This is a genomic window from Variovorax sp. CCNWLW235, from assembly GCF_037204085.1.
In the GTDB taxonomy this organism is placed as follows: Bacteria; Pseudomonadota; Gammaproteobacteria; order Burkholderiales; family Burkholderiaceae_C; genus Variovorax.
This window is the reverse complement of sequence record NZ_JBBCBW010000020.1, coordinates 12,566-30,414: the sequence shown is the minus strand read 5'-3', so window position 1 is coordinate 30,414 and position 17,849 is coordinate 12,566. Positions and strand designations below refer to the sequence as shown.

Below are 17,849 nucleotides of genomic sequence, written 5' to 3'. Positions count from 1 at the left end.
GCTTTAGCCCTCTGGTGGGTTCGCGTGCTCCAGCAAGATGGTGCGCAGCGCGCGCTTGCCGCGCGCGTTCTGTGCCCTGTATGCCTGGCGCGCCAGTTCCACGAACCGCTCCTCCCCCGCGTCGGGCAAGGGCTCGGCGGCTTGTGGCGCATCGAGCCAGAGTGGAGTCTTTCCGCAATGGGACTCGATCTGCCGGGCCAGCTTGTCGGAGATCACCCGGCCCTTCTTGATCTGGCTCCACATGCTGGCCGAGATCTGCAGCTTCTGTGCAAACTTGGCCGCCAGGCCGAGCGGCTCCGCCCCGTTGGCCGCATGCTCCGCAACAAACTCACCGAACAGAAGCAGGACGTTGTTGCGGCGGATAGCTGGAAGAGACATGCTTGGTGAGAAAAAAACACAACACTCAAAAAAAGTGTTGCGCGAATTAGTAAACCGAGTTTACAGTACATCCCATCGACGAAATGCTTCGTCCCCGTTTCATCCGCAACAACCAACTTCGAATCATCGAGAACTTCTTCGCCAAGCACTGGAAACCATCGTGAAAGCAAACATGACCTCACTGAACAACCGACCGGCATCGGGCCGGACGTTCGTGCGCGTCTCGTTTCGCGGCGGTCGCGGTCTGGCGGCGTTCAACATGCATTCGCAGTTGAACTCCCTTCCCGCAGCGTCGGCCACCTTGTGGCTCGGACAGCAGCACGAGGATCAGCCGCACCCGGGTGGAGGTAGCGCGTAGGCGCATACCTTCCAAGCTCTCTCATCAGAGGCCCGGATTCCGAAATGGATCCGGGCCTTTTTGTTCTTTTCGCACCACCTACCGCGAACGGCACTTGTTGCCGGCCGCCACTGCAGTGATCGCGCTGCCGTGAATTCACCCGCCGAGCGGCGCCGGTGAACGCTCTTTAAAAATTTGCCGCGGATCGCGCCCCTCACTGGTGGGCCGACGATCCGCAAGAACATGCAGCCGTAGCTCAGCCAGGTAGAGCGCAACGTCGCCAACGTTGAGGCCGGGGGATCGAAGCCCTCCTGCTGCTCCATTTCGGGTGTGCCTTTGCAGCACCTCCAGAGGCCAACCGCGCCGGCGGCCTGGAGGGATGTGCACGGTCTGGACCCAACCATGTGCAGCGATGCCGACGTGGGCGCGCAAGCGCTCGAATCGCGTGAAGACACAACCGAAATGGAATGCCCCGATGGCGGAATTGGAAGACGCACCGGCCTCAGAAGCCGGGGACGAAAGTCATGAGAGTTCGAGGCTCTCTTGGGGCACCACCAGTCAGTTCGCCCGCATAGATCAGCCCGCCTTTAAAAGCTAGCTTCTTCGTTCGATCCGGAGTGCGGGCTTCATTCGCAGATTCACGTCGTATTCGTCTAGTGGCTTAGGACACAAGGTTTTCATCCTTGTAGACGCGGGTTCGAATCCCGCATACGACTCCATCGTTCGACTACCTTACGCGCCGTTCGCCAAGCTGGACCAAGGCACCTGACTTTGACTCAGGCAATCGGTCGTTCGAATCGACCACGGCGTGCCAATTCACAACCAGAAATTCGGGGCGTAGCGCAGTTGGCAGCGCGGTTGCTTTGGGAGCATCAGGTCGCAGATTCGATTTCTGCCGCCTCGACCACACAAGAGCGAGACCGGGCGATTCGCGTCGTCCTCTCGTGGAAACCGGCCTCAAAGATTGGGAGGCGCCGGAACTCGTAACCGGACACCATTGGAGCATTGGCCGAGAGGTCCAAGGCAGCGGCTTGCTAAGCCGTGGCCGCGCAAGTGGCTCGTAAGCAGCCCTCGTCAGGTCCATGCCCAGCACATTTATTACTACTTCGATCCGTTAACTCAGTGGCCAGAGTGCCTCCCTGTCTAGGAGGAAGCCAGGGGTTCGACTCCCCTACGGATCGCCATCTTCTCCGCGTTCGACTCGCCTCGCGTCGGGCGACATCATTCATCCATTTTTCTTCCCGCGTTAGCTCAACTGGATCAGAGCACCGGCCTACGAAGCCGGGGGTTGCACGTTCGAATCGTGTGCGTGGGGCCATACACCTGGAGTGCGAGCAGCCGCTCAACATTTCACGGCGCCCGCCGATATACAGAGATCATTCACCACCGCCCAGCGCGACCAACGGAGGACATCCATGCGACTCACCACCAGCCACCGCCGGCCGGCGACCCGCATCATGGTGTCCGAGCCCAAGCCTCGCAGCGCTCTTGTGCAGGCGGTCACACGCAGCTTCGGCGCGATGACCGGGCAGCGCCAGCGGGAGGTCGAACGCGCACGCGAGCGGTTCGAGAAGCTCGACTTCGATCAGCGCGTGCGCGAGATCGGCGAGTGGTAGCAGCCGCGGCAATGCTGCCGGCGCCCACTCGATCGAACACATTCTTTTTTCCTCGGTAGCTCAGCTGGTAGCAGCGTCGCACTGTTAATGCGAAGGTCCCTGGTTCGAACCCAGGTCGAGGAGCCATTTTTTCCCAGCGCTTACGGTGCGCGTAGCTCAATGGCAGAGCCGCTGGTTGTGGTCCAGCTGACGACGGTTCGATTCCGTTCGTGCACCCCAATTTTTTCCAGCCGTGGCGCAGTCAGACAGCGCGCGCGCCTCCGAAGCGCGAGGTCGCTGGGGCGGATCCAGCCGGCTGGTCCAACAAACACGAAACAGGAGATTCCCCTCTAAAAAAGCGCTCGGCCATGAAAGGAGGCCGTCATCATGAAACCCCAAGTTCTTCAGCTCGACATCCAGGGAACGCCGCAGGCCTGGATCTCGCTTGAGCACGCTGCTGCTCACTACGCAACGGACTCCGTTGTGTGGGAGGACGGTGCTGGTCCGCTGGCGACGATGCACGGGGGCTTCAACGTGGCGCGCGGCGCGGAATCCCGGCTGGAGATTTCGCCGATCATTGCGCTCAAGGGCTGCGCAAAGGTGAACCTGTTCGATCACACGCCGGCCTTCAGCCGGCGCAAGCTCTTCGTGCGCGACCGCTTCACCTGCGCCTACTGCGCGCAGCACTTTCGCGAACAAGATCTCACCTGCGAGCACATTCTTCCCGTCAGCCGCGGCGGCGGTTGGAACTGGATGAACCTGGTCGCGGCGTGCCGCGCCTGCAACTCGGAGAAGGCCGACCGCTTGCCCGAGGAAGCGGGCATGAAGCTGGTCTACCTGCCGTACGTGCCAAGCCGCTGGGAAGACTTTCTTCTGGAAGGCCGGAACGTGCGAGCCGATGTGCACGAGTGGCTCGCGAGCCGGTTGCCGAAGGGCTCCAGGCTCAACTGAACGAACAAAGGGGCGCTCCGCGAGGGGCGCCCCTTTTTCTTTTCGCGCCATGCGAAGCGCTTCGCATCGCTCTCCAGTCAGGGTTTGTCCCAGCGGTGCAAAGGCGTAAATGTCGTCCGCGCTACAAACTCGGCAAGCCAGCGCCCATAGGATTCGGCACCTGAAGGAAATTCGCAATGAGAGTCCGCTCTGGTTCGTTCTTTGCCCGCGCCCATGTCTCTCGCCTGGCGTGGTGGTAACGCATGCTGCCGGCCAAGGAACTGAATGCTTTCTTCGAACGGTGCATCTGGCCGCGCGCGCTCACGCAGGCTGAGCGAACGAAGGCATTCGAGGCCCTGTACGTTCGCCACCATGAAGCGCACTCCTATGTGTGCCAGCGAGACGAGATGGCCGACAGTTGGATCGGCGTGCTCGAAGGCTTTCTTCGTGTTCAGGACACCACGGTGGACGGCCGCCTGGTCATGTTTACCGGGGTCGCGGCCAGCGGATGGATCGGCGAAGGGTCGCTGCTGAAGCCGGAGCACCGCAGGTACGAGGTCATGGCAACGCGGCCGACTATCACGGTCCACCTGCCGAGGGCCACGTTCTCGTGGCTGCTCGATCGAAGCATTCCGTTCAACCATTTCATGCTTTCGCATCTGAACGAGCGGCTGGGGCAATTCATCGCCATGGTGAAGTTCGACCGGCTGCTCGAACCGACGGCGCGCGTGGCACGCGGCATCTCCAGCCTCTTCCATCCGGTGCTCTATCCGAATACCGATTCCACACTGCGGATCAACCAGGAGGAGATCGGGCTGCTGGTCGGCATCTCGCGCCAGCGCGTCAACATCGCGTTGACCGAACTGGAGACCGCAGGCCTCATCCAGCGGGGCTACGGCTACATCACGGTCATGGACCGGCAGGCACTTGCGAGGTATCCGTAGCCGGGCCGGCATGCCTCGAAGCCGAAGGGTTTTTCCTTAGAAATTAGCGGTCCGAATGTCCGTCCCGGAACAGTTGCCAATGTTCTCGCCTTTCAGAATCTGATCGGCATCGCTCAATCTCGATGCGGTGCGCCGGCAGAAAACTGACAAAGGAATAGAGACATGCACTTCTTACTCTCAAAGGCATCATTGCCTCGCGTGAAGCTCCATGCTGCTGCTGTCAGCGTGGCGATGCTGGCGGCGTGCGGCGGCGGCTCCGACAACGGCACGCCCTTTTTTCCGCTTCCCGCTCCTCCGGCGGCACAACCCGAAAATCCGCCGCCTGCGCCGCCGGTTGTCACGGCTCAAAAGGCGTGCAGCGACCTGAACGGAAAAACCGTTGCGGGCGCCGCGCTGACGGCCGTGATGGAGGCGGCAGTGGCAAGCACTCCCGTGTACTGCAAGGTCACCGGCACGATCGCGCCGGCATTGAACTTTCAGATCTCGCTGCCGGAGGCGTGGAACGGCAAGCTCTACTACCAGGGCGGGGGCGGCTACAACGGCGCCATCTCGCCGCCCGGGGCACCGGCGCTCAAGCAGGGCTACGCCGTGGTTGCCAGCGACTCCGGCCATCAGGGCAGCGCATTGAGCGCGGACTTCGCGTTGACCGACACCTTTGCCGCCCAGTTGTTCGGCAGCCTCTCGGTACCCACGGTGATGTCGACCGCCACGGAGACGCTGGCGACGGCCTACGGAGCGTTGCCGGCCAAGTCGTACTTCGAGGGTTGCTCGAACGGCGGACGGGAAGCATTGATGGCAGTGCAGCGCTCACCGAACCTCTTCGACGGCGTCATTGCACGCGCACCCGCCTACAACTGGGTCGGGTTCATGGGTGCCTTCAACCGCAACTCCAGGGCGCTTGCCGCACCCGGCGGTGCATTCAGCGCCGCGAAGACGGCCCTTCTGAGCAAGCATGTGCGAGACGCGTGCGACGGGCTCGACGGCGTCACCGACAGCGTTGTGTCGAACCAGGCCGCATGCACGCCGGCGGTGGTCAACGTTGCCGCGCTGCGCTGCGCCGGCGGGGGCGATACCGGCGACAGCTGCCTGTCGGATGCACAGCTCGACGTGGTGACTTCGTGGACGACCGAAGCCGCGTTCACGGGCAGCCCCACCTTCCGCAACGCGGGGTGGAACCTGACAGGCAATGAGGACGACCCCGGTGCCTGGCGGACGTGGCTCACGGGCGACGGCAATGTCACCATGGCGCTGCAGTTCCTGTTTCAGGACACGACCGTCAAGAACTACCTCGCCCGTGACCGCACAGTCGATTCGCTGACCTACACGCCCTGGGACCAGAACCAGAACGCGCTCTATGCCATGGCCGCACTCAACGACGCGACCAACGCGGACATCCGGCCGTTCATCAACAGCGGCGGCAAGCTGATCTTGTGGCACGGCGGAAACGATTCCGCGCTCAGCGCCCGGTCGACCGTCGAGTACCACGCGAACATGCGAAACGCGGTGGGTGCCCCGGCCGCCGATGCATCCACGCGCTTCTACGTGGCGCCGGGGGTGAACCACTGCGCCGGAGGACCGGGCGCCGATTCGGCAGACCTGCTGACGGCACTCGACCAATGGGTGACGAAGAGCGCGGCACCGGCCACGCTGGTGGCGGAGAAACGTGATGCCGATGGCGCGGTTCTGCTCAGCCGGCCGCTGTGCCAGTACCCGCAATATCCGCGATACACCGGGCCGGCGAATGACGCTGCAGCGTCCAGGTTGGCGGCCAACTACGCCTGCGCCTCCTGAGTTGCGCACCCAAGCGGTGAAGCGGCGAGCACGCTATATTGCTCGCTCTGCAACTGAGAGAAATCACCATGGCAAAAGCCTATTGGGTCAGCGCGTACCGTGCCGTCAAGGATGCCGACAAACTCGCGGCCTATGCAAAACTCGCCGGCCCCGCAATCGCCGCGGGCGGCGGTCGTTTCCTGGCGCGGGGCATGCCCGCCCAGGTTTATGAATACGGCTTGCCCGAGCGTACCGTGCTGATCGAATTCGACAGCGTCGAGCAAGCCCGTGCCGTGCATGACAGCGCTGACTACCAAGCCGCGCTCGACGCACTGGCCGATGGCGCCGAACGGGACCTGCGGATCATCGAAGGCGTCTGAGCCTGCCATGAGCACCATTGCCGAGCCGTCGGCGCCTGCGCCTCATGCCGCGCCGCGGATTCGCGTGCTGATTGCCGACGACCAGGCGCTCATCCGCCGCGGCATGGCCATGCTGCTCGATGCCGCGCCGGACATCGAAGTGGTGGGCCAGGCGGCCGACGGCATCGAAGCCGTGGAGCTGGCCCGCCGCCTGCTGCCGGACGTGGTGCTGATGGACCTGCACATGCCGCGCAAGGGCGGCGTGCTCGCCACGCGCGAAATTTCGGCCGCGCTGCCGCACACGCGCGTGATGGTGCTGACCACCTTCGACCGCGACGACCTCGTCTTCGACGCGGTGCGTGCCGGCGCGCAAGCCTATCTACTCAAGGACGCCTCGGAGGAAGAGGTGCTGGACACCGTGCGGGCGGTGCACCGCGGCGAGTCACGGCTCACGCCGCAGATCGCGCGCAAGGTGATGGACCAGTTCCGGCTGCTGGCCGACCGCGTTGCGCAGGAGCCGCCGCCCGCGCCTGCGCCGGACTTGCGCGCCGAACCGCAGGCCACCGTTCCCGGCGAGTTGTCGGGGCCCGACGCGGCAACCAAGCCGCTGACCGACCGCGAGGCTGCCGTGCTCGAACTGATCGCCAAGGGCTACGGCAATCGCCAGATTGCCACCGCGCTCAACCTGGCCGAGGGAACGGCGAAGAACCACGTCAGCCGGATCATGCAGAAGCTTCACGCGAACACCCGCACCGAACTCGCCGTGCTGGTGTTGAAGAAATAACCCCCAGAAGCGCTTCGGCGCCCTGAATGCAAAACGCACCCGAGAGCCCGGCAAAGCCGGCTCCAGGGTGCGCGGGGGGATGGCAGTGGTCTCAGGCCATCAGGCCGTGCGGCCCGCGGGCGACAGGCCGCCCGGCATCGCAATATCAGGCGCCGGTGAAGGCGCATGCGACGCATTGCTGGCCGTGTGCCTTGCCAGCATCGGCCGCAGCGCGACGATGGCCAGGAAGGCTGCGAACAAGTCAAGAGCTGCCACGGTGTAGAGCACGGTCGACCAGGTGCCGGTCGCTTCCATCATCAGGTTGCCGAGCGGCACGAACAGCGCGCCGATGCCCTTGGCGCAATACAGCACGCCGTAGATCTTGCCGATGTGCTTGGTGCCGAAGGCGTCGCCCGCAAGTGCCGAGAACAGCGAATACACCTCGCCCCAGGCCAGGAAGACCACGCCCGACAGGATCAGGAAGGCCCATGGGTTGTGGCCGAAGTAGCCCAGCGCGATGATGCCGATGCCTTCCAGCGTGAAGGCGATCACCATCGTCTTCTCGCGGCCGATGTGGTCGGAGATCCAGCCGAACAGCGGACGCGAGATGCCGTTCATGACGCGGTCGAGCATCAGCGCGAGCGGCAGTGCGGCCATGGTGACGAAGTACAGGTCGACCTTGAAGTTCTTCACACCCAGGTCCTGTGCGATCACGCCCAGTTGGGCCACGGCCATCATGCCGCCGGTGACCACGCACGAGAACATCAAGATCATCAGCCAGAATAGCGGCGTGCGAAGCGCTTCGCCCAGCGTGTAGTCGCGACGGCTCTGCACGAGCTTGGTCGAGCCGCGCACCTCGTTGCCCTTGGGCGCGCGCAGGAACCAAGCCGCGGCAAAGGCCAGCGAACCCTGCAGCAGGCCGAAGAACATGAAGGCTTGCTGGAAGCCCGACGATTCGATCATTGCCGCAATCGGCAGGATGGTGGCGGCCGAGCCGGCACCGTAGCCGCCGGCCGTCAGGCCCACCGCCAGGCCGCGGCGATCGGGGAACCACTTGAGCGCGTTGTTGATGCAGGTGGCGTAGATCGAGCCGACGCCTATGCCGCCGACGGCCGCGCCGATGTAGAAGCCCATCAGCGTGGTGGCCTGCGAGTTGATGACCCAGGCCGCGCCGATGAACAGCGCACCAAAGGCCACGATCAGGCGCGGGCCGAACTTGTCGATGAAGTAGCCCTCGATGGGCGCGAGCCATGTCTGCACCAGCACGAAGATGGTGAAGGCAACCTGGATCGACGCACGCTCCCAGCCGAACTTGCCCTGGATTTCCGGCACGAACAGCGTCCACGCGTACTGGATGTTGGCCGTGGCGATCATGCAGACGATGCCGACCACCAGCTGCAGCCAGCGGTTGTCGATCAATCGCGGCGGCGCGCCGGATGAGATGTATGTCGGGGAAGTGGGGTTCATTCGCTTCGTCTCCATTCGTAGTCGCGCCGATCGCGTCGCGGCACGTTGCAGGGTTGGGAATCAGTCGCGCTGGGGGCACGGATCGCGATGGGTGCAACTGTTGCCGCAAACCGCCGCCGGCGCGCCTGCCGGAAGTCACGCGACGAGTCGAGACAAACCCCGAGGACTCAGGGGAACTACCCATGCCGAAAGTCACGGCTCGCGTTTGCGAGAATCCGCAGCCAATGAACCTCGCACGTCGCATCGACCCACGGCGCTCCATGGCCGCCGCGATCGGCTGGCTGCTGATTGCGCTCACCTTGTGCCTGGCACTGGTGTCCAACCTGTGGCTGCGCAGCTTCGTGCGTGCAACGCTGCTCGAGCAGCACGGCCAGCGGCTGGAAGCCGCGGCCGAGCACGTCAACGCCGAGCTCGACACCGCACTGCTGCTTCGGCTGCAGGCGGTCAGCGTGGTGGCGGCCATGCTTTCGGAAGACGTGCAGCACAGCGAAGGCGCACGCCTGAAGCGGTCGCTCGAGGCTGTGCGCCGCGGCGTGCCCGACCTGATCTGGCTGGCGGTGACCGATGCCGACGGCTTCATCGTCGCGGCGACCGACGAGCAGGTGGTCGGCCAGAACGTCAATCAGCACGCGTGGATTTCGCAAGGCCTGAACGCCGCATGGATCGAGGAAGGCCGCTCGCCGCGTGAGCGCTTTTTGAAGCTCACCGCGCCGGTGCGCAATGCCGACGGGGCGATCATCGGCGTGGTGGCGGCCAACCTGAGCTGGAGCTGGGTGGAGAAGATGGTGGCCGAAATCCGCGCCTCGCCCGGCGAATGGCTGCTGATCGACCGCGACGGCATCGTGCGCCACGGGCCGGGTGTGCTGCTGGGCAAGCGCTGGCAGGATGTGGGCGACCCCATCACGCCATTCGACCCCGTCGTAGCCGGGCTGGGCAACGACGGATCCGACCTGCCCACGCGCATTCGCACCCGGCGGCTCCTGGACAACCGGCCCTACCTGATCGCCTCTCCGCCCAATGCCCGCGACGGCACGCTGCGCCGGCTCGGCTGGCAGGCGGTGGTGATCCAGCCGGTCGAATCGGTCGCGGCCTTTGCCACGGCCATCGAATGGCGCATCTCGATCGTTCTGAGCCTGCTGGGCCTGGCGGCCGCTGTCGCCGGCATCATCGTGGCGCACCGCCTCACGCGGCGCGTGAGCGTGATTGCCCATTCGGCTGACGCGGTGCTGGCCGGGAGCGCAACGCGCATCGAGGTGCCGCAAGGTGCCGACGAAGCCGCGCGGCTGGGCAGCGCGCTCGACCGTTTGCTGAATACGCTGCAGCGCGAACGCGACGAGTTGCGCCGGCTCAATGCCGAGTTGGACGAGCGCGTGCGGCAGCGCACCGAAGAGATCAGCCGGCTCGCGCAGGAGTCACGCGATGCCGCGGTGGTGCGCGAGCGCCTGCGCCTGGCGCGCGGGCTGCACGACACGCTGGCGCATTCGATGATGGCAATGCTCACCGAGATCCGCGTGCTCAAGCACCTGGCATCGAGCCGGCCCGATGCGCTGCCGGACGAACTGGTCAGGGCCGAGCGCGCGGCGCGCGACGGGCTGGACGAGGCACGCCGCGCCATCGACCAGCTGCGCAGCAACCCGGTGCGCGACATCGGGCTGGGCGCGGCGCTGGCCGAGCTGGCCAAGAGCCTGAGCGAGCGCACCGGCATCGAGCTCGACTGCCAGATGGACCCCGCGCTGTCCGACCTGGCGGCCGAGCCGGCGGAAACCGTGTTTCACATGTGCGAGGAAGTGCTGCGCAACGTCGAGCGCCATGCGGGCGCACGTCGCCTGCTGATCCGCCTGCACAGCGTCGCAAGCGATGAAGTCGAGCTGGAGATCGGCGACGACGGCATCGGCTTCGAGCCGAGCGCGGGTGCCGCGGGGCACTACGGGATCGTGGGGCTGCGCGAGCAGGCCGACGCGATCGGCGCGCGGCTGCGTATCGAGAGCCGCCGCGGCGAAGGCACCTGGGTGTCGCTGCGCTGGACGCAGCGCGGGCAAAGCACCGGCTAGAAAGCGGCCGCGCCCTCCGGCGCCCGCGTGGCCTCGGTCAACGCCACCGACACGCATTCCAGCGCGATGGCCAGCGCCGTGAGCGTTGGCAAGCCGAAGCCGAGCCGGAACACCAGCGGATCGTCTCCGAACCACGCGCCGGGCGCGACGCGCGTGCTGTACCTGGCCAGCGTCGCATAGAAGCGTTCGACCGCCGCGGCGTCGAAGACTTCGGGCTTGAGCCGCACGCAGCACAACGCACCCGCGTCCGGGCGCACCCAGTCGATGTGGCCCGGATGGCGCAGCACCCAGTTCTCGACCAGCTGCAGGTTTTGCGCGAGGAGCTTGCGCCTCTCGCCGATGATCCGCTCGCGCTGCCTGAACACGGCCAGTGCAAGCGCCTCGTCGACCGGCGAACACGAGATCACCGTGCTGAACTTTGCCGTCACCAGCGCCTGGCGCAGTGCGGTGTCGCGTGTGATGGCCCAGCCGATGCGCAAGCCCGCCGACCCATGGGACTTGGACAGCGAAGAAACCGAGATGACCTTCGGCCCGAGGCATGCGGCGCTCGGCGCGGCGGCATCTTCGCCGTAGGCGGCTTCCCGGTAGGTTTCGTCGATCAGCAGCCAGGCATCGGGCGCGTGCTCGGCCAGCATGGCTAGGATGTTGCGCAGGGTCTGCTCGGGAATCGCAACGCCCGAGGGGTTCTGCGGCGAAGCCAGGCTCACCAGCTTCGTCTTCGGGGACATCAGCTTTCGGAGCGCCTCCAGGTCGATTCGGTAGCCCGTGTCGAAGCTGAGCGCCAGTGGGCGCGTCACGGCGCCCACCGCGGTCAGCGCATTGCGCGCGAGCGGAAACACCGGCTCGGCCACGATGGCTTCGTCGCCCGCCTGGCACAGCGTGAAGGCAATGAGAAAGAGCGCGTGCATGCCGCCGACCGTGACCACGACGTCGTCGGCGTGCACGCCGCTTTCGGTCGCGATCTCCTGCCGCAGCTCCGGGTTGCCCGCCGCCGTTCCGTAGTCCAGCGAAAAATCGGCGTCGTCCGCGAAGGCCATGTCGATCAGTTCCGCGAGCCGCACGCTCGGTCCCACGCTTTCCGCGAGGTCGAATCGGGGCGCCTTGCTGACCAGGGAAATGATTTCGTTGTCCGGAAACCGTGCCATGTACTGCTGCTTGATCGATTGGTGTGGCTGGGCATTGATATTGCCGTTTTGTGACTCGCGATAACAGCCACAATTTCTTGAAATTTGGTGCAGTACAGTTGAGCGCCGTGCCATTCATGAAAGCAGGATTCAGCCGTGTCGCACTCTCCCAGGTTTCGCTATGAAGAAGTCGCCGATTTCGTGGCCGGCCTGGCCGGCCGCGGTGCGCTGCGCCCGGGCATGCGGGCGCCGTCGCTGCGGGAGATCAGCACGCAGCAACGCACCAGCCTCAGCACGGCCGTGCAGGCCTACCGCCTGCTCGAAGACCGCGGCATCCTCGAGGTGCGGCCGCAGTCGGGCTACTACGTTGCCAAGGCGCCGCCCGCGTTACCGGTTCCAACAACCACGCGGCATTCGATCCGACCCGCCAAGGTGGAGCTTTCGGGCCTCATGCTCGACCTGCTGGAGCATGCGTCGGACGACACCCTGGTGCCGCTCGGCTGCGCGATTCCCAACCAGCGGCTGCTATCTTCGTCCAAGCTCGATCTCGTGCTTGCACGCACGGCACGCGTGAAGGGCGGTCAGAGCAATACCTACTCCCCGCCGCGCGGCGAGATGTCGCTGCGCCTGGAGATTGCCCGGCGCGCGCTGCGCTACGGCCAGGCGCTGTCGCCGGACGACATTGCCATTACCTGCGGCTGCACCGAGGCGCTGGCGCTCGCGCTCGACGCGGTCACGGAGCCCGGCGACACGGTCGCGATCGAATCGCCCACCTACTTCGGTCTGCTTCAGGTCTTGCGGGCGAAAAGGCTCAAGGTGGTCGAGTTGCCGACCGATGCCGTCACCGGCGTGGACGTCGATGCGCTGGGCGACAGCGTGGCCTCTGGCAAGGTGCGCGCCTGCGTGCTGGCGTCGAGCTTCAGCAATCCGCTGGGCTGCACCATGCCCGAAGAGAACAAGCGCACCGTGCTGCGCCTGCTCGCGAAGCATGGCGTGCCGCTGATCGAAGACGACGTGTACGGCGACGTTCACTTCGGCGAGGAACGGCCCCTGCCCTTCAGCGCACTCGACACGCACGACAACGTCATCTACTGCGGCTCTTTTTCCAAGACGCTCGCGCCCGGCTACCGCATCGGCTGGATCGCAACCGGCCGGCACATGGCACGGGCGCTCGAAACCAAGTTCGCCACGAGCCTTGCCACGCCCGTGCTGACCCAGGTGGCGCTGGCCACCTTTCTCTCCAATGGCGACTACGACCGGCACCTGCGCCGCATCCGGCGCGAGTTTGCCGAAACCCTCGAACGCATGACGCGGGTGATCGAGCAGGCGTTTCCGCCGGGCACGAAGGTGTCTCGGCCCGAAGGAAATTTTGTGCTGTGGGTCGAGCTGCCCGAGCCGGCCGACACGCGCGTGCTGTTTGCAGAAGCGCTAGAGAAAGGTATCTGCTTCGCGCCCGGCGTCGTGTTCTCGGCCAGCGGCAAATACGCGCACTGCCTGCGGCTGAGCGGCGGCCATGGCTGGGACACGCGGATCGAAAAGGGCCTGCGCACGCTCGGCGCCATGGCGCGCAAGGCTTCCAAAGCCGGTGTACGATGACTGCATCGGGAAAACAGCCTCCCGTTCTGCAAAGTTAGACGGTGTCCCGTCCAAGCGCTGGTGACTCACAACGGAGCACCCCGTGGACACTACCCTGCCTGACGCATCGCACGCGCTTTCTGCGCCCGTTCCCCTCCAGCTTTCCCCCTTCGACCCGATGCTGCTGCACGAGCTGTACTTCGCCTCGCTTGGCGGCAACAGCGAACCGATGGAGCCGGCCATGGCGCTGGCCCTCATGGCCAACTTCGGCAGTGTCGAACGATGGCGTGAAGAGTTCGCGGCCATGGGCAAGGCCCATGGCGGAGGTTCGGGCGTGGATGTCGACACCTTCATGGAAAACATTCACTGGGCTCGGGTGTACGAGCGCTACCAGCAGGCTGTGCACGCCGCCAGTGAGCCCTTCGGTGCAACGCACGACGAGGTCGCCGGATCGACGCTGCTCGACGTTCGGCGGGCCGGCGTGTTCGAGCAGGCGACCGCAATGATCCCGGGAGCCACGTGGCGCGATCCGTCGGCCGTGGACCGGTGGGCCTCCGAGTTGCCGGCCGGCCGCGGCGTCGTGGTCTATTGCGTCTACGGCCATGAGGTCGGACGCAGCACCGCCATGCGGCTGCGCGCCATGGGCCTCGATGCGCGCTATTTGCGCGGCGGCCTCGACGGCTGGCAAGCCGCGGGCCGGCCGGTCGAGGCCAAGCTCCCCACGCAAAGCCTATGAGCGCCGCGCCTTCCCCCGGGCCGCGCAACGGTCTCGCAAGCCTCCTGCCGGCCGGGGTCGATCCGGGCGCCGTGCCTTTGCTCGCTGCTCGAGGGCTGCGCGCCTTCGGTGACGGCTACATGGCCGTGCTGTTGCCGGCCTATCTGCTGTCGATCGGGCTGGGTACGCTGGAGGTCGGCATCGTTGCCACGGCGACGATGCTGGGCTCGGCGCTTGCCACCCTTGCAGTGGGCGCTTGGGGGTATCGCTTCGCGGGCGGCCGGCTGCTTCGCACCGCCGCCTTGCTGATGGCAGCCACGGGCCTCGGCTTTGCGGGCCTGACGTCGTTCTGGCCGTTGCTGGTCGTCGCGCTGGTCGGCACGCTCAACCCCAGCTCGGGCGATGTCAGCGTGTTCCTTCCACTGGAGCATGCACGCCTGGCCGCGGCGGCGCAGGGCCATGCGCGCACGGCCCTGTTCGCGCGTTACAGCCTGCTGGGTGCGCTGTGCGCGGCATTGGGTGCACTGGCCGCGGCCGTGCCCGACTGGCTGGTTCGGCACAGCGAGGTCACGCGGCTCGTCGCACTGCGCGGAATGTTCGTGGTCTACGCGGCCATCGGGCTGGCTGTGTTCTGGCTTTACCGCAATCTGCCCGCCCACGCCGGCACCAGTAACAACGCGGACAGCGCGCCCGCCGCACCAGCGCCGCTCGGACCATCGCGGCGCGTGGTGATGCGGCTCGCGGCGCTCTTCAGCGTCGATTCGTTTGCAGGTGGGCTTGCGATCAACGCATTGATGTCGCTGTGGCTGCTCGAGCGGTTCGGCCTCTCGCTGACCCAGGCCGGCGTGTTCTTCTTCTGGACCGGTTTGCTCGGCGCGGCATCGCAGCTTGCCGCACCGGTGGTCGCCCGACGCATCGGCCTGCTCAACACCATGGTCTTCACGCACTTGCCGGCCAACGTCTGCCTGGTACTTGCGGCGCTGGCGCCCAGCTTGCCGATCGCGCTCGGGCTATTGATGGTTCGCAGTGCGCTGTCGTCGATGGACGTGCCCACGCGAACGGCGTATGTGATGGCGGTGGTCACGCCGGCGGAGCGCAGCGCCGCGGCGAGTTTCACGGCCGTGCCGCGCAGCCTTGCTGCGGCCATCAGCCCGACGATCAGCGGTGCGCTGTTTGCCGCCGGATGGATCTCGCTGCCGCTCATCGCCTGCGGGCTGCTGAAGATCGGCTACGACCTCGCGCTGTGGCGTGCCATGCGGCGGGACCGGTTGGATGGCGAGTAGCCATCTCGTTCGGCAACTTTGTCGAGGTCGACTGCCTTGGGTTGCAGCAAAATCTTCAAGAAAGCGCGCTAACCTTCTATCTGCAATTGCTGCGAAATCGGCAAATAGGCTGTCGCCAACTCCCCTTCCTGTTCCACCCGTTCATGCACGTTGAAAGCGGCCCTCTGGCGCAAAGCAAAAATATGTTCAACCCGGCTCCGCAGGCTGCGCCGCTGCGTATCGAGCCTGCACCCAAGGACACGCTGGGATGCATGTCCAGCCATCTTCAACGGGATCAGGGCCTGTGCGCGAACGGAGTCGGAATCCATCGCAAGACGATGGCCCTGCCCCACCTCCACCATGTGGAGACGGAGCCCAGCGCTCGCGGCGTGCTGCTCGGCATTTCGATGCGCGACGGCCACAGCCGGCGCATCGTGGCCGGGCGGCATGCCTCGTGCCACGACTTCGACAGGGGATCGATCTACATCCGCGGTTTTTCTGAACGCTATCGTGCCGACATCCAGCGCCCTTTCGATTTTGTGCTGCTCGAAATATCGCAGGCCAGCCTCGAGCGGGCCATCGAAGAAAAGCCGGGCAAGCGCATCGGCAGCCTTGCCCATGTGGCTGGCGCACGCGACGAGGTGCTGCTCAATCTTGCCGAAGCCCTGACGCCGGCCCTCGAGAACCCCGCCTGCGCGAGCATGCTGTTCGTCGAGCAGCTGAGTGTTGCCATGACGAGCTATCTCGTCGAAACCTACGGCGGCGCGGCAAGCTCTGCACCCCGCACCAACCGGATCCTGTCGCGCTCGCACGAGGCGCGTGCCAAGGAAATGCTGCGCAGCAAGTTCGACGGCAGCATTTCAATCACCGAGATCGCCGATGCGTGCGGGCTTTCACGCAGCTATTTCATTCATGCCTTCCGCGAGACCACCGGCTGCACGCCTCATCAATGGCTGATAGCGCAGCGGCTGGAGCACGCGCGCGCGCTCCTCATGAATCCCGGCACCTCGCTGGCGGACATTGCCGCGGCCTGCGGGTTTGCCGATCAGAGCCACTTTTCCCGCGTTTTCTCGCAGCATTCCGGCGTGCCCCCAGGCATCTGGCGGCGCAGGATGCGGGTTGAAAACTAGCGCCGGAACCGTGTCGACCTGCCCCCGAAGCGATGAACCAGGTGGGCACAGATCGCGATTGCCAGGTGCTCGCTCACGGCCGAGCTTTCGCGCCGCGGCCCTTCGAGCAGGCACAGCACCGCCGCACCCAGGCTTTTCATGACCGGGTCGACCAGCCCCGGCGGGCAGGCGATGCCGCTCACGCGCGGCAGGCCTGCCGCTTCGGTCACCGCGTTCATCAACGCGCGCGGCAGGTAGAAATGAAGAGCATCGAGCGGACTGCCGAGGTAGCTCGCCACCTCGTCGCGCAGGTCGACGATGCTGATGGCACCGCGCGCATAGCCGCGCACCACCGAAGGCCGGCCACGCACCCATAACTCGTGGTGGCCCACACCGGCAAGGTGCAGGGTCACCAGGAAGGCGTCTTCGGGAGGAATCTCATGCTTCATGCCCAGTTGGCCGGGCATGCAGGTGATGCGCGTTGCAACGAACGGCGCCTTGGGCGCCGCAAGCATGACGAGAGCGGGCACCGAAGGCAGATCGAAGTAGCGACCGAGGAGGTCGCCGTACGCGCCTTGCATGCCCGCGCTCGCAATGTGCGGTCAGCCCTTGATAAACGCCAGCAGGTCTGCGTTCACCTGGTCCTTGTGGGTGGTGCAGGTGGCGTGCGGCGCGCCGGCGTACACCTTGAACTGGCTGCCCTTGATCATCTTGGCCGCCAGCCTGCCGGTGGCATCGATCGGCACCACTTGGTCGTCGTCGCCGTGGATCACGAGCGTGGGCACGTCGATCTTGGCCATGTCGGGGCGGAAGTCGGTTTCCGAGAACGCGGTCACGCAGTCGATCGTGGCCTTGATCGATGCCTGCAGCGCGATCTGCAGCGTCTGCTTGAAGACGCCTTGCGACACGGTGGCGCCGGGACGGTTGGTGCCGTAGAAGAGCGTGCTGAAGTCGTCGAGGAACTGCGGGCGGTCGGCGGCCAGGCCGGCGCGAATGCTCGCGAACAGCGACGCGTCGGGGCCCACGAGGTGGTCGTCGGTCTTCATGAACAGCGGCGTCACGGCGCTGATGAGCGCAAGCTTGGCCACGCGCGAGCTGCCCTTGCGCGCAATGTAGCGGGTCACGTCGCCGCCGCCCATCGAGAAGCCGGCCAGGATGACGTCGTTGAGGTCGAGCTTTTCGATCAGCTCGGCGATGTCGTCGGCAAAGGTGTCGTAGTCATAGCCGGTCCACGGCTGGCTCGAGCGGCCGAAACCGCGGCGGTCGAACGCAATGACGCGGTAGCCGCGTTCCGCGAAGAACAGCATCTGGGCATCCCACATGTCGGCGCTGAGCGGCCAGCCGTGGCTGAAGAGAATGGGTTGGCCCGTGCCCCAGTCCTTGTAGTAGAGCTCGGTTCCGTCGCGCAATGTCAGTGTGGTCATGGTTTTTCAGTGGTAGTGGAGTGGAGGGAAAGAAGGAAGGAAAAAG

The 17,849-nt window shown here is 65.5% G+C and carries 16 protein-coding genes and 11 tRNA genes; 22 read left to right on the top strand and 5 right to left on the bottom strand.

What is annotated here, in order from left to right; genetic code table 11:
• Window positions 1-3: 3 nt before the first annotated feature.
• Entirely contained in the window at window positions 4-378 is a 375-nt protein-coding gene (locus tag V9L21_RS20100; protein WP_337314690.1) for a hypothetical protein, read from the bottom strand.
• A 582-nt stretch (window positions 379-960) separates the two neighbouring features.
• Here V9L21_RS20100 and V9L21_RS20095 point away from each other — a divergent pair.
• The 17 genes from V9L21_RS20095 (at window position 961) to V9L21_RS20015 (ending at window position 7,097) form a co-directional block, all read left to right on the top strand.
• Window positions 961-1,037: transfer RNA gene (locus tag V9L21_RS20095), tRNA-Gly, on the top strand.
• 147 nt (window positions 1,038-1,184) lie between these two features.
• Window positions 1,185-1,269 (top strand) — tRNA-Leu (locus V9L21_RS20090).
• A gap of 88 nt (window positions 1,270-1,357) precedes the next feature.
• A tRNA-Glu gene (locus V9L21_RS20085) sits at window positions 1,358-1,434 on the top strand.
• 17 nt (window positions 1,435-1,451) lie between these two features.
• A tRNA-Gln gene (locus V9L21_RS20080) sits at window positions 1,452-1,529 on the top strand.
• A gap of 17 nt (window positions 1,530-1,546) precedes the next feature.
• A tRNA-Pro gene (locus V9L21_RS20075) sits at window positions 1,547-1,622 on the top strand.
• A 100-nt stretch (window positions 1,623-1,722) separates the two neighbouring features.
• Window positions 1,723-1,798, top strand: a tRNA-Ser gene (locus V9L21_RS20070).
• Between the two features lie 25 nt (window positions 1,799-1,823).
• Window positions 1,824-1,899, top strand: a tRNA-Asp gene (locus V9L21_RS20065).
• Window positions 1,900-1,955: 56 nt separating this feature from the next.
• Window positions 1,956-2,033 (top strand) — tRNA-Arg (locus V9L21_RS20060).
• Between the two features lie 97 nt (window positions 2,034-2,130).
• Window positions 2,131-2,331: a short-chain dehydrogenase gene (locus tag V9L21_RS20055; RefSeq protein ID WP_337314689.1), complete on the top strand. Its 201-nt coding sequence runs from the start codon at window positions 2,131-2,133 to the stop codon at window positions 2,329-2,331.
• A gap of 49 nt (window positions 2,332-2,380) precedes the next feature.
• Window positions 2,381-2,457: transfer RNA gene (locus V9L21_RS20050), tRNA-Asn, on the top strand.
• A 19-nt stretch (window positions 2,458-2,476) separates the two neighbouring features.
• Window positions 2,477-2,550: transfer RNA gene (locus V9L21_RS20045), tRNA-His, on the top strand.
• 7 nt (window positions 2,551-2,557) lie between these two features.
• Window positions 2,558-2,634, top strand: a tRNA-Arg gene (locus V9L21_RS20040).
• Window positions 2,635-2,697: 63 nt separating this feature from the next.
• Entirely contained in the window at window positions 2,698-3,261 is a 564-nt protein-coding gene (locus tag V9L21_RS20035; protein ID WP_337314688.1) for an HNH endonuclease, read from the top strand.
• 242 nt (window positions 3,262-3,503) lie between these two features.
• Entirely contained in the window at window positions 3,504-4,184 is a 681-nt protein-coding gene (locus V9L21_RS20030; RefSeq protein WP_337314687.1) for a Crp/Fnr family transcriptional regulator, read from the top strand.
• Window positions 4,185-4,346: 162 nt separating this feature from the next.
• The gene (locus V9L21_RS20025; protein WP_337314686.1) at window positions 4,347-5,975 is read left to right on the top strand and encodes a tannase/feruloyl esterase family alpha/beta hydrolase; all 1,629 of its coding nucleotides are present in this window, start codon (window positions 4,347-4,349) and stop codon (window positions 5,973-5,975) included.
• Window positions 5,976-6,043: 68 nt separating this feature from the next.
• A complete protein-coding gene (locus V9L21_RS20020) occupies window positions 6,044-6,334 on the top strand; it encodes a DUF1330 domain-containing protein (protein WP_337314685.1) in 291 nt (96 codons plus the stop codon).
• Between the two features lie 7 nt (window positions 6,335-6,341).
• Window positions 6,342-7,097 (top strand): response regulator transcription factor, encoded by a 756-nt coding sequence (locus V9L21_RS20015; protein ID WP_157612154.1) that lies wholly within the window; start codon window positions 6,342-6,344, stop codon window positions 7,095-7,097.
• Window positions 7,098-7,196: 99 nt separating this feature from the next.
• On the opposite strand, the gene oxlT is transcribed toward V9L21_RS20015, so the two are convergent.
• Window positions 7,197-8,543: an oxalate/formate MFS antiporter gene (gene oxlT / locus V9L21_RS20010; RefSeq protein WP_337314684.1), complete on the bottom strand. Its 1,347-nt coding sequence runs from the start codon at window positions 8,541-8,543 to the stop codon at window positions 7,197-7,199.
• A gap of 224 nt (window positions 8,544-8,767) precedes the next feature.
• Between oxlT and V9L21_RS20005 the strand changes: the two genes are divergently transcribed.
• Complete coding sequence (locus V9L21_RS20005) at window positions 8,768-10,594, top strand: histidine kinase (protein ID WP_337314683.1); 1,827 nt, start codon at window positions 8,768-8,770, stop codon at window positions 10,592-10,594.
• Here the strand turns inward: V9L21_RS20005 and V9L21_RS20000 are convergent.
• Window positions 10,591-11,739, bottom strand: coding sequence for a pyridoxal phosphate-dependent aminotransferase (locus tag V9L21_RS20000; RefSeq protein ID WP_337314682.1), 1,149 nt, complete (start codon window positions 11,737-11,739; stop codon window positions 10,591-10,593). The two genes, V9L21_RS20005 and V9L21_RS20000, sit on opposite strands and share 4 nt — an antisense overlap.
• Before the next feature lie 135 nt (window positions 11,740-11,874).
• Between V9L21_RS20000 and V9L21_RS19995 the strand changes: the two genes are divergently transcribed.
• The 4 genes from V9L21_RS19995 to V9L21_RS19980 all read left to right on the top strand — a co-directional run bounded on the left by V9L21_RS19995 (window position 11,875) and on the right by V9L21_RS19980 (window position 16,400).
• Entirely contained in the window at window positions 11,875-13,314 is a 1,440-nt protein-coding gene (locus V9L21_RS19995) for an aminotransferase-like domain-containing protein (protein ID WP_337314681.1), read from the top strand.
• 82 nt (window positions 13,315-13,396) lie between these two features.
• A complete protein-coding gene (locus V9L21_RS19990; protein WP_337314680.1) occupies window positions 13,397-14,029 on the top strand; it encodes a rhodanese-like domain-containing protein in 633 nt (210 codons plus the stop codon).
• On the top strand, window positions 14,026-15,291 hold the full coding sequence (locus tag V9L21_RS19985; protein WP_337314679.1) for an MFS transporter: 1,266 nt from the start codon (window positions 14,026-14,028) through the stop codon (window positions 15,289-15,291). Before V9L21_RS19990 ends, V9L21_RS19985 begins: the two co-directional genes overlap by 4 nt.
• Window positions 15,192-16,400, top strand: coding sequence for a helix-turn-helix transcriptional regulator (locus V9L21_RS19980; protein WP_337314678.1), 1,209 nt, complete (start codon window positions 15,192-15,194; stop codon window positions 16,398-16,400). Before V9L21_RS19985 ends, V9L21_RS19980 begins: the two co-directional genes overlap by 100 nt.
• On the opposite strand, the gene V9L21_RS19975 is transcribed toward V9L21_RS19980, so the two are convergent.
• Window positions 16,397-16,960 carry an AraC family transcriptional regulator gene (locus V9L21_RS19975; RefSeq protein ID WP_337314677.1) on the bottom strand — a complete coding sequence of 188 codons (564 nt, stop codon included), beginning with the start codon at window positions 16,958-16,960 and terminating at the stop codon, window positions 16,397-16,399. The genes V9L21_RS19980 and V9L21_RS19975 overlap by 4 nt on opposite strands.
• A gap of 21 nt (window positions 16,961-16,981) precedes the next feature.
• On the bottom strand, window positions 16,982-17,803 hold the full coding sequence (locus V9L21_RS19970) for an alpha/beta fold hydrolase (RefSeq protein ID WP_337314676.1): 822 nt from the start codon (window positions 17,801-17,803) through the stop codon (window positions 16,982-16,984).
• Between the last annotated feature and the right edge of the window lie 46 nt (window positions 17,804-17,849).

Coding starts and splice junctions, on each gene's coding strand:
- V9L21_RS20030 (WP_337314687.1), top strand. CDS start 3,504: ATGCTGCCGGCCAAGGAACTGAATGCTTTCTTCGAACGGTGCATCTGG.
- V9L21_RS20025 (WP_337314686.1), top strand. CDS start 4,347: ATGCACTTCTTACTCTCAAAGGCATCATTGCCTCGCGTGAAGCTCCAT.
- V9L21_RS20005 (WP_337314683.1), top strand. CDS start 8,768: ATGAACCTCGCACGTCGCATCGACCCACGGCGCTCCATGGCCGCCGCG.
- oxlT (WP_337314684.1), bottom strand. CDS start 8,543: ATGAACCCCACTTCCCCGACATACATCTCATCCGGCGCGCCGCCGCGA.
- V9L21_RS20020 (WP_337314685.1), top strand. CDS start 6,044: ATGGCAAAAGCCTATTGGGTCAGCGCGTACCGTGCCGTCAAGGATGCC.
- V9L21_RS19985 (WP_337314679.1), top strand. CDS start 14,026: ATGAGCGCCGCGCCTTCCCCCGGGCCGCGCAACGGTCTCGCAAGCCTC.
- V9L21_RS19970 (WP_337314676.1), bottom strand. CDS start 17,803: ATGACCACACTGACATTGCGCGACGGAACCGAGCTCTACTACAAGGAC.
- V9L21_RS20055 (WP_337314689.1), top strand. CDS start 2,131: ATGCGACTCACCACCAGCCACCGCCGGCCGGCGACCCGCATCATGGTG.
- V9L21_RS19975 (WP_337314677.1), bottom strand. CDS start 16,960: ATGCAAGGCGCGTACGGCGACCTCCTCGGTCGCTACTTCGATCTGCCT.
- V9L21_RS20000 (WP_337314682.1), bottom strand. CDS start 11,739: ATGGCACGGTTTCCGGACAACGAAATCATTTCCCTGGTCAGCAAGGCG.
- V9L21_RS20100 (WP_337314690.1), bottom strand. CDS start 378: ATGTCTCTTCCAGCTATCCGCCGCAACAACGTCCTGCTTCTGTTCGGT.
- V9L21_RS20035 (WP_337314688.1), top strand. CDS start 2,698: ATGAAACCCCAAGTTCTTCAGCTCGACATCCAGGGAACGCCGCAGGCC.
- V9L21_RS19980 (WP_337314678.1), top strand. CDS start 15,192: ATGGATCTCGCTGCCGCTCATCGCCTGCGGGCTGCTGAAGATCGGCTA.
- V9L21_RS20015 (WP_157612154.1), top strand. CDS start 6,342: ATGAGCACCATTGCCGAGCCGTCGGCGCCTGCGCCTCATGCCGCGCCG.